At 29.6% G+C, this 13433-nt stretch carries 13 protein-coding genes and 1 pseudogene; 4 read left to right on the top strand and 10 right to left on the bottom strand.

Annotation, left to right across the window (positions count from 1 at the left end; all coding sequences use genetic code 11):
- Positions 1 to 90: 90 nt before the first annotated feature.
- The gene (locus LJD34_RS06560; RefSeq protein WP_032090933.1) at positions 91 to 900 is read left to right on the top strand and encodes a methyltransferase domain-containing protein; all 810 of its coding nucleotides are present in this window, start codon (positions 91 to 93) and stop codon (positions 898 to 900) included.
- Entirely contained in the window at positions 887 to 1777 is an 891-nt protein-coding gene (locus tag LJD34_RS06555) for an RluA family pseudouridine synthase (protein ID WP_227359487.1), read from the top strand. The genes LJD34_RS06560 and LJD34_RS06555 overlap by 14 nt, the downstream gene beginning before the upstream one ends.
- Positions 1778 to 1991: 214 nt before the next feature.
- Here LJD34_RS06555 and tnpA read toward each other — a convergent pair.
- The 10 genes and pseudogenes from tnpA to LJD34_RS06505 form a co-directional block, all read right to left on the bottom strand.
- A pseudogene (gene tnpA, locus LJD34_RS06550) lies at positions 1992 to 2331 on the bottom strand (IS200/IS605 family transposase); the annotation flags it as partial.
- A 186-nt stretch (positions 2332 to 2517) separates the two neighbouring features.
- Positions 2518 to 3192: an RDD family protein gene (locus LJD34_RS06545; RefSeq protein ID WP_227359486.1), complete on the bottom strand. Its 675-nt coding sequence runs from the start codon at positions 3190 to 3192 to the stop codon at positions 2518 to 2520.
- Positions 3193 to 3204: 12 nt separating this feature from the next.
- Positions 3205 to 4380, bottom strand: a complete 1176-nt coding sequence (locus LJD34_RS06540; RefSeq protein WP_227359485.1) for a MalY/PatB family protein — start codon at positions 4378 to 4380, stop codon at positions 3205 to 3207.
- On the bottom strand, positions 4381 to 5469 hold the full coding sequence (locus LJD34_RS06535) for a M24 family metallopeptidase (RefSeq protein ID WP_227359484.1): 1089 nt from the start codon (positions 5467 to 5469) through the stop codon (positions 4381 to 4383).
- A 46-nt stretch (positions 5470 to 5515) separates the two neighbouring features.
- Positions 5516 to 6829, bottom strand: a complete 1314-nt coding sequence (locus tag LJD34_RS06530) for a PTS sugar transporter subunit IIC (protein ID WP_117851486.1) — start codon at positions 6827 to 6829, stop codon at positions 5516 to 5518.
- Between the two features lie 22 nt (positions 6830 to 6851).
- On the bottom strand, positions 6852 to 7184 hold the full coding sequence (locus tag LJD34_RS06525) for a PTS sugar transporter subunit IIB (protein ID WP_022002600.1): 333 nt from the start codon (positions 7182 to 7184) through the stop codon (positions 6852 to 6854).
- Positions 7184 to 7504: a PTS lactose/cellobiose transporter subunit IIA gene (locus tag LJD34_RS06520; protein ID WP_022002599.1), complete on the bottom strand. Its 321-nt coding sequence runs from the start codon at positions 7502 to 7504 to the stop codon at positions 7184 to 7186. The genes LJD34_RS06525 and LJD34_RS06520 overlap by 1 nt, the downstream gene beginning before the upstream one ends.
- 4 nt (positions 7505 to 7508) lie before the next feature.
- A complete protein-coding gene (ypdE, locus tag LJD34_RS06515) occupies positions 7509 to 8555 on the bottom strand; it encodes an aminopeptidase (protein WP_227359483.1) in 1047 nt (348 codons plus the stop codon).
- Entirely contained in the window at positions 8548 to 10455 is a 1908-nt protein-coding gene (locus tag LJD34_RS06510; RefSeq protein ID WP_147580705.1) for a BglG family transcription antiterminator, read from the bottom strand. The genes ypdE and LJD34_RS06510 overlap by 8 nt, the downstream gene beginning before the upstream one ends.
- A 217-nt stretch (positions 10456 to 10672) precedes the next feature.
- Positions 10673 to 11281, bottom strand: a complete 609-nt coding sequence (locus tag LJD34_RS06505) for a hypothetical protein (RefSeq protein WP_227359482.1) — start codon at positions 11279 to 11281, stop codon at positions 10673 to 10675.
- A gap of 183 nt (positions 11282 to 11464) precedes the next feature.
- On the opposite strand from LJD34_RS06505, the gene LJD34_RS06500 reads away from it, so the two are divergent.
- Together LJD34_RS06500 and groL are read left to right on the top strand one after the other, a co-directional pair.
- Entirely contained in the window at positions 11465 to 11725 is a 261-nt protein-coding gene (locus LJD34_RS06500; RefSeq protein WP_227359481.1) for a GroES family chaperonin, read from the top strand.
- Between the two features lie 14 nt (positions 11726 to 11739).
- On the top strand, positions 11740 to 13353 hold the full coding sequence (gene groL / locus LJD34_RS06495) for a chaperonin GroEL (protein ID WP_227359480.1): 1614 nt from the start codon (positions 11740 to 11742) through the stop codon (positions 13351 to 13353).
- Positions 13354 to 13433: the final 80 nt, after the last annotated feature.

The following is a 13433-nucleotide window of genomic DNA, read 5'->3' as shown; positions in this document are numbered from 1 at the left end:
CCTCCCTTGCCCTTAATAGTATCACAAATTCATCATAAATTCAGTTAATTTTTAGATTGTCTTTTGTTATAATACATTCGAGGTGATACTATGAAATTATTAGCTTGTCCAAAATGTCATCAACAACTTCATTTAGAAAACAAAACACTTAAATGTGAAAACAATCATTGTTATGACATTTCTAAAAGAGGATATATCAATTTATTATTAAATCCTGATAAAGCTACCAATAATCCAGGAGATAGTAAAGAATCTCTTGTGGCGAGAAAAGCATATTTAAATAAAGGTTATTATGATCCTATCTTAGATCAAGTGATTACGTGTATTGATGAATTCAAACATCAAGATGATTTAAGTATTTTAGATTTAGGATGTGGAGAAGGATATTATACTCAAGGTTTAAAGAAACATTTTGAAAACAGTGATATCTATGGTTTAGATATTTCCAAGATTGCTATTGATATGGCGACACGTTATCGTAAAGATGTTACTTGGCTTGTAGGAAATTCTAAAAATATTCCTATCTTAGATCATAGTTTAGATTTTATCTGTGCTTTATTTACAGTAGTAAATCAAGATGAATTAAAAAGAGCATTAAAAGAAGATGGTTATATTGTTCATGTTACTGCTAATAATCAACATTTAATTGAAATTAAAGAATTGATTTATGATGAAATCAAAGTAAAGAGTGATAAGTATATTCGTTTAGATTTTAATCAAGTGAAAAGTTATGACTTTAAAGAAAAAGTTCATATTTCTAATCGTGAAGATGCTTTAAATCTTTTAATGATGACACCACACTATTATCATATTAAAAAAGAAAAACGTGGCGTTTTAGATACTTTACAAGGTTTAGATATCACAATTGATATCAAAGTAACAGTGTATGCATTATCATAAAGAAAAGAATCATTTAGTAATAGAAATTGATGAAAGAATTCAAGGAATGACACTTCTTGAATTCTTTCATTATCTGCATCTTTCTAAAAAAACAATTCACTTACTTCGTCAAAATAAAGACTATACTTTAAATAATACTTATGTTGATTATCAAACCATTTTAAAAGATAAAGATATTCTTTCAATTAAAGCCTATGAACAAGGCAGAGATTTTATCGAAGAAGAAAGCTCCTTAGAAATCATCTATGAAGATGACTTGCTTTGTGTCGTCAATAAACCAAGTAACCTCATTATTCATCCTGATGATAAAAGTAAAAAAAATACTCTTTGTAATTATGTGAGTTATTATTACCAACAAAGCTATCAAGATTTACCGATTCGTTATCTTCATCGTTTAGATAGAGATACGACCGGTTTGGTGATGTTTTGTAAATGTGCTCTTTTACAACCCTATTTTGATTATATGATTGCATCTAAAAAAATTAAGAAAACTTATCTTGCTATCATTCAAGGACATTTACCTAAAAGAGAAATAACTATTGATTTACCTATCGGTCAAGACCGTCATAGTAAAAATAAAATGTGTATTTCTAAAACAGGTAAAGATGCTTTAACACATTTTAAAGAAATTAAAACAAAAGGAAATTATACACTTGTAAAATGTCAAATTGAAACTGGTCGAAAACATCAAATAAGAGTTCATTTGAATCATTTACATCATCCTATTATAGGAGATACTCTTTATGGAAAAACTTCTTCTATGATTAAAAGAATGGCTTTACATGCTTATTGTTTAGAGTTTATTCATCCATTAACTTATCAAACAATAAAAATTGAATGTTTACTTCCTTTTGATATGGAAAAAATCTTTAAATAAAAACCACGTCTAAACGGCGTGGTTTTCACTGTGGCTATAAGCCTTTGTTACTTGCTCGCGTCTAAAGGCGTTGCTTTTGACTCTCGCTTTCCCTCAAAGGGAATTTTTATTTTGCTTTTTTTCTGCGGTTTCTATTTCCTTCTCGAATTCCTTTTTCTTCAAACGGATCCTTATATTCTTTCACACTTAATTTATCCATTGCAATATCATGTTACTCTTGTTCTCTTATATATTTTGCGACGGTTTGATCATTTAATCCTACTGTACTCACATAATACCCTTCTGCCCAAAAAGGGTCTATTTCCATACTTATATTTCAAGTTTGCATGTCTATCAAAAATCATCAATGCGAATTTCCCTTTCAAGTATCCCATGAATGATGACACACTTAACTTTGGTGGTATCATTACTAACATATGTACATGATCACTCATCAAATGCCCTTCTATTATCTCCACCCCTTTATATCGGCAGAGTGTTCTCAATATTTCTCCTATATCTTTCCTTCGTTGATTATATATCACTTTTCGTCTATACTTTGGTGTGAAGACGATGTGCTAAAGAATTTGCTTTTTTAGCCACTATTTATTATTGCACCACCCGCATAGCAGGTGGTTTTCTATTTCGCACATTTCATGTGCTCAACTGACTGAAGTCATCAATTCTCTTTTCATTCAAATTGTATAAAAAAAGAACAATGTAATGATAAGACATTGTTCTTTATATTTTACTATTATGCATTATTTTTTCTTTTTATTTTTTTTATTCTTTTTTTCTTTTCTTTTTGCTGGTTTTTCATCTTCACCCACAACTCTTGTCTTAGCAAGATAATCATGGATACTTCTTTGAGAAGCTGATCCTAGAACAAAAACTCCTGAAATCATTGTAATAACCATACCAATCATTTTTAAATAATAGTCAAAATAGAAACCTGTTGCTAGTGTAAGCATTTGTCTTAAATAATTAGTAACAACAATAGCCGAACCTTCTAATAAGAATAATCCAACCCCTTGTCTAATAATCAAAGTTTTTAAACTCACATCACTATAATCATCATTATTTACAATCTTTATTTTTAACCAATGTTTTGCGAGTGTTTGTCCTGGATATTTCTTATAAGGAATATAAATATAATAAACAAAAGCCACAACAATACATAATATACCTGCAAGATAGGACCAATACGTTGGAAAACCTAAACTAGGAAAAACATAAAGATCACTAAACATGTCTGATCTACCAGTGACTCCCCCATAGAATAAAACAGCAGGAAAACCACTAATAATACCGCCAACTGCCCAATCAATAGCATAAGCTATAACACGTTTACTTACTGGAACTTTTACAGGATTTCTATCTAGCCATTTTGTATGTTTAGCCCACAGTAATTGAATTTTAATTAATAAATAATGCATAATAAATACCTCCTATTTTGAATATAATGCATCCATTGCTATTTTAAATCTTCGCAATCCTTCTTTTAATTTAGATTGTGGACACCCTATATTCATTCTTAAATATTTTGGGCCACCATAAATTTCACCTTTCATAATCCCAATTCCACCAACATTCACTAAAGCATCTTGTATTTCTTCTGCAGTATATGGAACATCTCTTGCATCAATCCAAGCTAAATAAGTTCCATCTGGTGTTTTAAATTTAAAATCAGGCAACTCTTCTTTTATAAATTCTTCTACAATTTTCATATTTTCTTTAATATAATCATTAAGTTGATCAATATAATCATCGCATTGTGTATAACCTATCATTGTCGCATACATACCAAAAATACTTACAGAATTTAAGAAATCTTTTCTTCTTGTATGCATCAAGAATTTTTCTCTAACTTCTTCATTTGGTATCATTAAATATGAACCAATTAATCCTGGTGTATTAAATGTTTTACTAGATGAAGCTGCTGTATAAAGTTCATCATATTCATGAATATAAGATAATAAAGGGATATGTTTTCTATCTCTTAATTGAATATCCATATGAATTTCATCAGAAATAATTTTTACTTGATATTTTTTACATATCTTTATTATTTGATCCATTTCTTCTTTTGTCCAAATTCTTCCTGTTGGATTATGTGGAGAACAAAGTAATAATAATTGACATCCTTGTACTTGTTTTTCAAAAAGATCGAAATCTATTTCAAATGTCCCATCTTTTGATATTAAACGATGAGCAACTAATTGTCTATCATTATCTTGGATAACTGTATAAAATGAATCATACATAGGTTCAAATGTTAATACTTTATCATGAGGTTGACTTAATAAACGAATCAATAAAGAAACTGAATACATCACAGTAGGACTATATAAGATCCAATCTTCTTCAATATGTGTATGATGTCTTCTTTCAAAATATCCTGTAATAGATGATTTAAAATCATGATGATTCCATCTTGTATATCCATAAATTTGATGATGTGCCACTTCAAATATTTTTTCAGTAATAGGTTTAGGAATAATAAAATCTGTATCAGATATTGAAAATGGTATTAAATCCTTTTTATTAAAACGATCTTGTATATAATCCCATTGTGTACAATAAGTACCTAAACGATTATGAACCTCATTAAAATCATACTTCATTTATTTATCCTCCAAAATAATATAATCTTTTGTTGTTTTATTTAATGGTACACCTACACCATCAATAATAACAACATCATCTTCAATACGAACACCACCAACACCAGGAACATAAACACCTGGTTCACAAGACATCATCATATGTTCTTGTAAAACTGTTTCACTCTTTGAATTTAAAGTTGGTCCTTCACCATCTTCACCAATTCCTAATCCATGTCCTAAACCATGATTAAAATATTCACCATAACCTGCAGTCTCAATCACATCTCTAGCTGCTTTATCTACATCTTTTCCCTTAGCTCCTGCTTTAATAGCACCAAGACCAGCGAGTTGTGCCTTTAAAACAACATCATAGATTTCTTTGATTTTTGGATCAGGTTCTCCAATAAAACACATACGTGTCATATCTGATTGATAATTTTGATATTGAATACCAAAATCAATCATAATAGGTTCATGAGCTTTTACTTTTCTTGAAGTTGGACGACCATGTGGTAAGGCTGTTCTTTCACCTGTTGCTACTATTGTATCAAAAGACATTTGTTGTGCACCAGATGCAATTGAATAATATTGTACTAAAGCGCTAATTTCATATTCACTCATTCCTACATGAATGTGTTCAATTACTTTTTGATAGATTTCATCAGTAATTGCAATTGATTTTTTCATAGCTTCAATTTCTTCATCTTCTTTAACAATACGAAGATGAGCAATTTCTTGATCAAATAAAAGAACTTCTATCCCTAATTTTTCTATTTCATGATATTCCTTAACTAATACTTGATACGCTTCTACCCCTAGCGTTTTACAATTTTCTTTTTTTAATATTTCTTCTACTGTCCCTAAATAATTACGTCCCGTTAAATGTGGATTATGTAATATAATTTCTAAATCATGTTCTTTTTCTTTGGCTTCTGTAATATAACGCCCATCTACAATTAAATAGCCATGTTCTTTTGTAATCAATACTTGACAACCACTACCAGTCATAGTATTCATCCATTTTTTTACTGTTTTACTTTTAATTAATAAAGCATCTATATCTTTTTCATCTAAAAATTCTTGTATTTTATTTATTCTTTTTGCCATTTTTAATCCTCCTACAAATAAAGGCAAGTCGAAACTTGCCTATTAATTAGAAGTCTAAGTCTAAATCGTCTAAGATAGCTGCATCTTCTGCACTGATAGCATTAGTTTCTTCTTCTTTATTACCATAAGTCTTTTCGTATGATTTAACAAATGGATACCATATTAAAATAGATAGTATTAATTGTACTGCATTAACAACTATAGACATAGGATCCATATTCGTTAAGAATCCTTCTAGGAATACACCTACATATGGCGGTGTAAAGGTTGAACATTTCATAATACCTAAATACATCGCCCATCCACCTAATGAACCAATAATACCACCACAAATAACAAATGGAATAAAGAACATTGGATTTAATACGATTGGCGCACCAAATAGAATTGGTTCATTAATTCCAAATAATGCTGGAATAAATGATAATCTACCAACTTGTTTTAAAGCTTTATTCTTACTCATTAAGCACCAGAATACACAACCAATAGTAACACCACTACCTGTAAAGTTACCAAATGCTGATTCAGGTCCAGGAGCATAGAAGTGAGTTGCTACATGACCAGCTTGAACAGCAGCAATATTTTCTGCTAAGAATTGAGTTGAAATTGGACTTGTAATTGGGCTTAATACTGATGGATGAATACCAAAGAAGAATATTAAAGCTTGTAACATTTTTAAGAAAGTATAAGCAATTGGATTATCCATAGATCCTACTAATGGTGCAAAGATTGCTGTAAAGATTAATGGTGGCATTGTATTTAATACATTGACACAAACAATACGTACAATTAAGAAGAACCCAATAATGATTACTGAAATAGGAATCATTTCAAAAGAACGAGATACGAAATCAGGTACTGTATCTGGCATCTTGATTGTAAAGTTTTTCTTTTTACACCAACGGAATAATTCAACAGCGATAAATCCTGCAAACATTGCACAGAATAAACCTTTAGGTCCTAAATAAGTTTTAGAAATTCCACCATCTTCTGTGAATTCTACAACTAACATTAAGAATGAGACTAATCCCATTGTTACACATCCTGGAATATCTAACTTATAAGAGGTAGCTAATTGATATGCAATAATTACAGTAACATAAACTGACATTAAAGCCATACCTACATTATAAGGAATATAGATAATATCCAAATTTGCTAAGATCCATTGAGAAATTACATGTTTTTCTCCAATCATATTTGGAATTGCTTCTGGAATCAAACAAAAACTACCGATAATTAACAACGGTGTCATTGCAACCATTGCTTTTTTAACAGCGCTCAAATGAACTTCTTTATCCATTTTATCAGCAAGCGGTGCTAAATACTTTTTCATAAAGTTCTCAAATTTTGAGTACATCGTTTTTTCCCTCCCTATAAAATTATTTTTTTAAATCTGCTTTTCTACGCGCAATTAATGCTTGTTTCATGACAGTTGCCCCATCCATTTTCCCATATGTTTCTTGATCAACAATAACATAAGGAATCTTACGAGGTTCGATGATAGGTTTTACTGCATCTAATTTATGTGCAACTTGTGGTCCTAAAACTAAAACATCACAATTGTCTGCTTCAGATTGTAGAATATCAATTGGAATAGCAATAAAATCAAAATCAGCATCATTTAATTTTGCACTGTTATGTACTGTATCTTTCATACTATTCATAAGCATTGTTGTAGAAAGTCCACCTGCACAGCATAATACAATTCTCATTATTTACCCTCCTTTGCTTCAAATACATTTATTAGTTCTTCAATTAGATCTCTTGCTAATTGAGAAGTCATATAATGGTCTTGTGCATGAACCATTAATAACCCAACTTCTGGCTTATTTCCAGAGCCTGACATTTCGGCTTGAATAAGCTTTGTTTGAACAGTGTGAGCTTGTAAATCAGCTTCTTTAGCTTGTTCTAATATCTTTCTTGCTTCATCATATTCACCTGTTTTTACTTTCTTCAACGCTTCAAAAGCTAAAGATTTGCTTTGTCCAGCTGAAGAAATTAATCCTACAATAATTTGTTCCGTTTCTGTCATTTGTTTATCCTCCAATAAAATTAATAAAATTTTGATAATCTTGATATGTCAAATGATCTATTAAGCAGTTAACTAACTGTGTCAAACTTTTTAAATCATCACTATGAACAAATGAATAAGATCCATGACAATATCTAAGTGGTATTCCTAAAACAAGTGCCAAACGTCCACCTTTTTCTAAGTGTGCATTTCCAGCATCTGTTCCTCCTCCACCGAACATATCGCTTTGATAAGGTATTCCATGTTTACTGGCTAATTCTTTAACATATTTAATCAATTTTTTATTTGGTGAAAGGGTTTTGTCATAATGAACAATCATTGGCCCTTTACCAATTAAACGATGATTCGTATAGTTTTTAACAAGTTCTGGATTATTCGCAACATCAAGTGCAAAAACAATATCAGGATCAATAAGATGAGTCGCTGTTTTACCACCTCTTACACCAACTTCTTCACTACTTGTTCCTACAAAATAAATATCATTTTCAACATTTCCATGAATTCTTTTCATCGCTTCTATCATGACATAGCATCCTGTTCGATCGTCCATTGCCTTGCCAGCAATCACTTTATCTTGAATCTGTCTTGCTTCACTAGCAAAACAAACCATGTCACCAACATCAATTCCTAAAGCTTTTACTTCATCTGCACTATCAACTCCAATATCAACGTACATTTCTTTAACGTTACCGTTGCTATCTTTAGTCACATTTAATAAGCCTTCCACTTTTTTACCATCTTGCGTCGTAATTCTAACCATTTGCATTTCTTTGCTTTTATTTAAAACTGAACCTAAAGCTACTAAATATACAAAACCAATATCAGAAATATGTCTTACCATAAAACCTACTTCATCTATATGAGCACAAAACATGATTTTTAAAGGATTTGGTGAAGTCCCTTTTTTATGAAAAATAATACTTCCTAAACGATCACTAAAAACTTCATCACTATATTTTGCTAATTCTCGATAGAGAATCGATCTTACTTCATCTTCTACTGATGCTACACTATCAGCATTACTCAATTCTTTTAGTAATTCACTATTCATTATTTCCACCTCCTATTTCTTTCATTAAATTCATCATTTCTTCAAAAGAATCAACCTTCGTTAACATTTCAACATAATTACTCTTTTGCATTAAACGATATAACTTTTTAGTTATTACTTTATACATTTCAACTTGATCTTTCTTTAAACAAATCATAAAAACTATTTTTATTTCTTTGCCATTTTGTACAAATGGTTTCTTTAAAATAGCTACAGAAATCATATTTTTAAGTGCATCTGTTTCAAGTGGATGGGGTATACAAACTCCATTTGTATAAATAGTACTTACATACGATTCACGTTCAAAAATCAAATCAGTATAGCCTTTTTTACCATAACCTTTTTCCTCTAATTCCTGTCCCATCATCCGAATAATATTTTCATAACTATCTGCTTCTATAAATTTAAAAAAATCTTTAGAAAAGAATGAATAATACATAGGATTATCTTGAATCAAAGTATAAGGATCATATTCTTCACATTGTAAAATTTGTTTAATCTTAACTAAATCTCTATCATCAAGTAGTTCTTTAATATAAATAATTGGTGCCTTGATTTCTTGAGATAAAGGCATGATTGTAAAAATTAAATCAGGTTGAAATGTTTTCAATTCATCTTGTTGTAAAAATGAAAATGTTTGTACCTCTGCTTGAGGAAATAATGATTCAATTTGTATCTTGATCATATAAGCACTTCCACCACCTGATGAACAAACAATTCCAATACGATTATAAGATAACAATTTACCTTGTTTTTCCTTTTCCATATGTGATGCAAAATGCATCGCTACAAAACCAATTTCATCAAATGTCACTTCAACGTTGTATTTTTCATGTAACATGCTACAAAATTGAAGAGCGATATTAAACATCATTGGGTATGTAATATTTAGCTCATTGGCTAATGGATTTTGATATGAAATTTTATTATGTAATCTATCTATTAATAATGAAACATGTGTTAACAACATTTTCTTAAAGTCTTCATCTTCAAGAAATTTCGTATCATATTTTTCATCTATTTGTTTTATAAATTCTTCAATGTCTTCTTTTAAATAATTTGTAAAAGAAGATATTGAACCTATTTCTCTTTTTATATTTTTTTGTAAAACTTTTAAAATCTCTTCTATGCTTTTTTTACTTAATCCTATAGCATATTTCTTTTCTAATATTCCAACTAAGAATTCAACAATTCGATGAATTTCATTATTTTTATCAAAAATAAATTCCTCTTTTTGTTCATCTTGTCTGTGTGCAATATAAATAACAATTTTTAAATACTCAATCACATTTAAAAGTTCATTATAGTTGATTTTCAACCCTTCTTTATTCAACTGTCTAATTAACTTTTGTTCAATGTCATTAAATTCTTCAATAACATCATTTACTGCCGTTTGAATAAAAACATTTTGATTTAAATATTCTTCAACTAAGTACTTTTTAAAAGATGTCAATTCATAACGTAACAAAATACCATAATGTGTTTTTCTTTCTAATTCAAAATGATAACTCTTTGCTAGATTTTCAACATCATTCATATCATGCTTTATAACAGTCTTAGATACTTGAAAAGTATCTGCAATGTTATTCATAGAAATATATCCAGTTTGAATAGCAAGATAAGCTAAAATTTGTGCTGGTCTTTCTTTAACCTGAAAATAAATACCTTCATTTAAGCTTTCCATAAAATCTTTAAACAATTCTTCATTTGTTATTTCTAAGAGATATCCAGAACCTCTTTTGTTATGAAATGTAAAACCTTTTCGAGGAGAAATACGCATTAAGTATGATAAGTCATTTTGAATCGTTCTTTTTGAAACATCATACTTTTGAACAAAGTAATCTAGTGAGAGATATATATTTGAATTTATAAAATCTTTCATAATTAGATACATTCTCATTGGTATTTCCACCTTCCTCTATCTTTATTATATCAAATTAAAATTTTGTCAAAAGGAAACCTTCTACATTTAAAAATGCAATAATTTTCCTAATCTCATCAAAAAAAGATATTGAATATAATTTTAACATCTCTACCATTTAAAAGGTTAAATATTACAAAATATGAAAGCCATAAAAAAAGAAGTCTAACGCTGTTAGACCTCTAGAAATTATCTTTTAATCAAAATAAGTAATTTTTAAATCTTTAAAGAAAGCTTCTGTTCCAACATCTACAAAGAAACCAATATTTCCTCTCATTGATTTATCATGAATCATTTGATCAACCACTAATAATGATTGAAGATCATCATTTAAATAGAAAATTGCTTTTTCATCTTCAATCACCGCTTTTAAACTAATCCATTCATTTAAGTCAATGTCTACTTGATTTTCATATTTTGTAATGCCGTGTTCTCTAAAATAGGCAAATGTATAGGTTGGATAAGAAAAATATTGACAACCATGTTGTTTCCTTACCGGGTCATCACATTGTCTACCATTTGTAGGTCTTACATAAAATGATTCAAATTTTGTATCATCTTCATGAATACGATATGCAATACCAATAAATCCTCTCGCAAAATCTGGTGCCTCTTTTAATAAACGACTAAGCATCTTTACTTCAATAATTCCATTATGAAATGATGAATCAACTAATTTAGCGTACGTATTTTCATCATATTCATTAATTTTTCCACTTTTAACAACTCTTAAAACCTTTTCATTATCAATAACTTCATTTGAAATATGTGTATAATTTTCTTTCCAATTTTCTTTATTAATCATTTCTTATCCTTCCTTTCACTAACATCATAAAATATCTTTTTTATTTGGTAAAGGAGGCACTTTTTTGTAACTATGTTTAGCACTTGATTTACCAAAGTGCTAAACAATTCATATTCAGTTAACATAAGAGTCTATAATACAAATTAGCACAAGGATATGGTGAGTGCTAAAGGAGTGAATAGTATGATTAAACCATTGCATAAATTTGTATTAATAAAAAAAGAAGAAAAAGAAAATAAGACAGCAAGTGGAATTGTTTTATCAACAGAAAAGAAAGAAGTTCCTTCGATTGCAAGTGTTATTGCTGTTGGTGATGAATGTACTTCATCATTAAAAGAAAATGATCGTGTAATTTATAAAGAATATTCAGGTACGAAAGTGACTGTTGAGGATCAAGATTATATTGTTATTGATGAAAAAGATATTATTGCTAAGTTTGAATAAGGGGGCAGATATTTATGAGTAAAGAAGTAAGATTTTCAAATGATGCACGTCAATCAATGTTAAAAGGTGTTAATGTTTTAGCGGATGCGGTAAGTGTCACATTAGGTCCTAAAGGACGTAATGTGGTCTTAGATAAAGGTTATGGTTCTCCATTAATTACAAATGATGGTGTAAGTATCGCTAAGGAAATAGAACTTGAAGATAAATTTGAAAATATGGGTGCTAAACTTGTATATGAAGTAGCCAATAAAACTAATGATGTAGCAGGTGATGGTACAACCACAGCAACTATTCTTGCTCGAAATATGATCGTGAATGGATTGAAAGCTGTAGATAAAGGAGCTAATCCTGTTTTAATGCGTGAAGGTATTGAAAAAGCAGGTAAAGAAGTTGCTGATGTTGTTTTGAAAAATTCACATAAAGTAGAAACAAGTCAAGATATTGCTTCAGTAGCGACTATTTCAGCTGGTAATGAAGAAATTGGGCAATTGATTGCTTCAGCAATGGATAAAGTTGGTAAAAATGGAATTATCAACGTTGATGAATCTAATAGTTTTGACAACGTCTTAGAAATCAATGAAGGTATGCAATATGATAAAGGATATGTTTCTCCTTATATGGTCACAGATCATGATAAAATGACTGTTGAAATGGAAAATCCTTATATCTTTATTACAAATCATAAAATCAATAATTTACAAGAAATTCTTCCAATTCTTGAACAAATCGTTCAAAGTAATAAACCATTATTATTAATTGCTGATGACTTTGAAAACGAAGTTATTTCAACCCTTGTTTTAAATAAACTAAGAGGAACATTCAATGTTGTCGCAACAAAAGCTCCTGGATTTGGAGATAACCAAAAAGAATTATTACAAGATATTGCTGCTTTAACTGGTAGTACCTTTATTAATAAAGATATTTCTATGGAATTAAAAGATGCTACTCTTGATCAATTAGGAACAATTAAAAAAGTAATCGTTACAAAAGATCATACAACAATGATTGCTGGTAATAATCCATCAGATAGTTTAAAACAACGTATTGAAAGTATTGAAAATCAATTAGCGAAAACAACTTCTTCTTATGATCAAAAACAATTAAAAGAACGTTTGGGTAAATTATCAAATGGTGTGGCAACAATTAAAGTTGGCGCAACAACTGAAAGCGAATTAAAAGAAAAGAAATTACGTATTGAAGATGCTTTAAATGCCACTAAAGCCGCTGTTGAAGAAGGTATTGTTATTGGTGGTGGTGCTGCTTTAGTAGAAGCATATAAAGAAGTTAAACCTCAATTAAAATCTGATAATGTAGATGTTCAAAAAGGTATTCATATTGTCATGGAAGCCTTATTTACTCCAATTCAACAAATTGCTGAAAATGCCGGATATAATGCAGAAGATATTGTTGAAAGCCAAAAAACTGCGCAAAAGAATTATGGTTTTGATGCTAAAAATGGACAATGGGTCGATATGTTTGAAAAAGGAATCATTGATCCAACTAAAGTCACTCGTAGCGCATTATTAAATGCTTGCAGTATTGCTTCATTATTCATTACAACCGAAGCAGGTATTGCCGATGCAAAAGATACTTCTAAAAACGAAGTTCCAACTCCTGCAATGTATTAATAGATAAGAAAAGTGATTCTTATTTTGGTATATTAAATTATCCGGTGCTTAGAGGTTCGCTCTAAATTATTAGGCGGAGT

This window comes from Faecalibacillus sp. MSK20_93, from assembly GCF_020589945.1.
GTDB classification, from domain to species: Bacteria; Bacillota_I; Bacilli_A; order Erysipelotrichales; family Coprobacillaceae; genus Faecalibacillus; species Faecalibacillus intestinalis.
The sequence above is the reverse complement of the archived record's forward strand: the minus strand, read 5'-3'. Positions and strand labels throughout refer to the sequence as shown.

Bases quoted from the DNA above. Each gene is read 5' to 3' on its own strand.
- LJD34_RS06545 (WP_227359486.1), bottom strand. From the start codon at position 3,192: ATGCATTATTTATTAATTAAAATTCAATTACTGTGGGCTAAACATACA.
- LJD34_RS06525 (WP_022002600.1), bottom strand. From the start codon at position 7,184: ATGAGAATTGTATTATGCTGTGCAGGTGGACTTTCTACAACAATGCTT.
- LJD34_RS06505 (WP_227359482.1), bottom strand. From the start codon at position 11,281: ATGATTAATAAAGAAAATTGGAAAGAAAATTATACACATATTTCAAAT.
- LJD34_RS06540 (WP_227359485.1), bottom strand. From the start codon at position 4,380: ATGAAGTATGATTTTAATGAGGTTCATAATCGTTTAGGTACTTATTGT.
- LJD34_RS06555 (WP_227359487.1), top strand. From the start codon at position 887: ATGCATTATCATAAAGAAAAGAATCATTTAGTAATAGAAATTGATGAA.
- LJD34_RS06535 (WP_227359484.1), bottom strand. From the start codon at position 5,469: ATGGCAAAAAGAATAAATAAAATACAAGAATTTTTAGATGAAAAAGAT.
- LJD34_RS06530 (WP_117851486.1), bottom strand. From the start codon at position 6,829: ATGTACTCAAAATTTGAGAACTTTATGAAAAAGTATTTAGCACCGCTT.
- LJD34_RS06520 (WP_022002599.1), bottom strand. From the start codon at position 7,504: ATGACAGAAACGGAACAAATTATTGTAGGATTAATTTCTTCAGCTGGA.
- LJD34_RS06510 (WP_147580705.1), bottom strand. From the start codon at position 10,455: ATGAGAATGTATCTAATTATGAAAGATTTTATAAATTCAAATATATAT.
- LJD34_RS06500 (WP_227359481.1), top strand. From the start codon at position 11,465: ATGATTAAACCATTGCATAAATTTGTATTAATAAAAAAAGAAGAAAAA.
- groL (WP_227359480.1), top strand. From the start codon at position 11,740: ATGAGTAAAGAAGTAAGATTTTCAAATGATGCACGTCAATCAATGTTA.
- LJD34_RS06560 (WP_032090933.1), top strand. From the start codon at position 91: ATGAAATTATTAGCTTGTCCAAAATGTCATCAACAACTTCATTTAGAA.
- ypdE (WP_227359483.1), bottom strand. From the start codon at position 8,555: ATGAATAGTGAATTACTAAAAGAATTGAGTAATGCTGATAGTGTAGCA.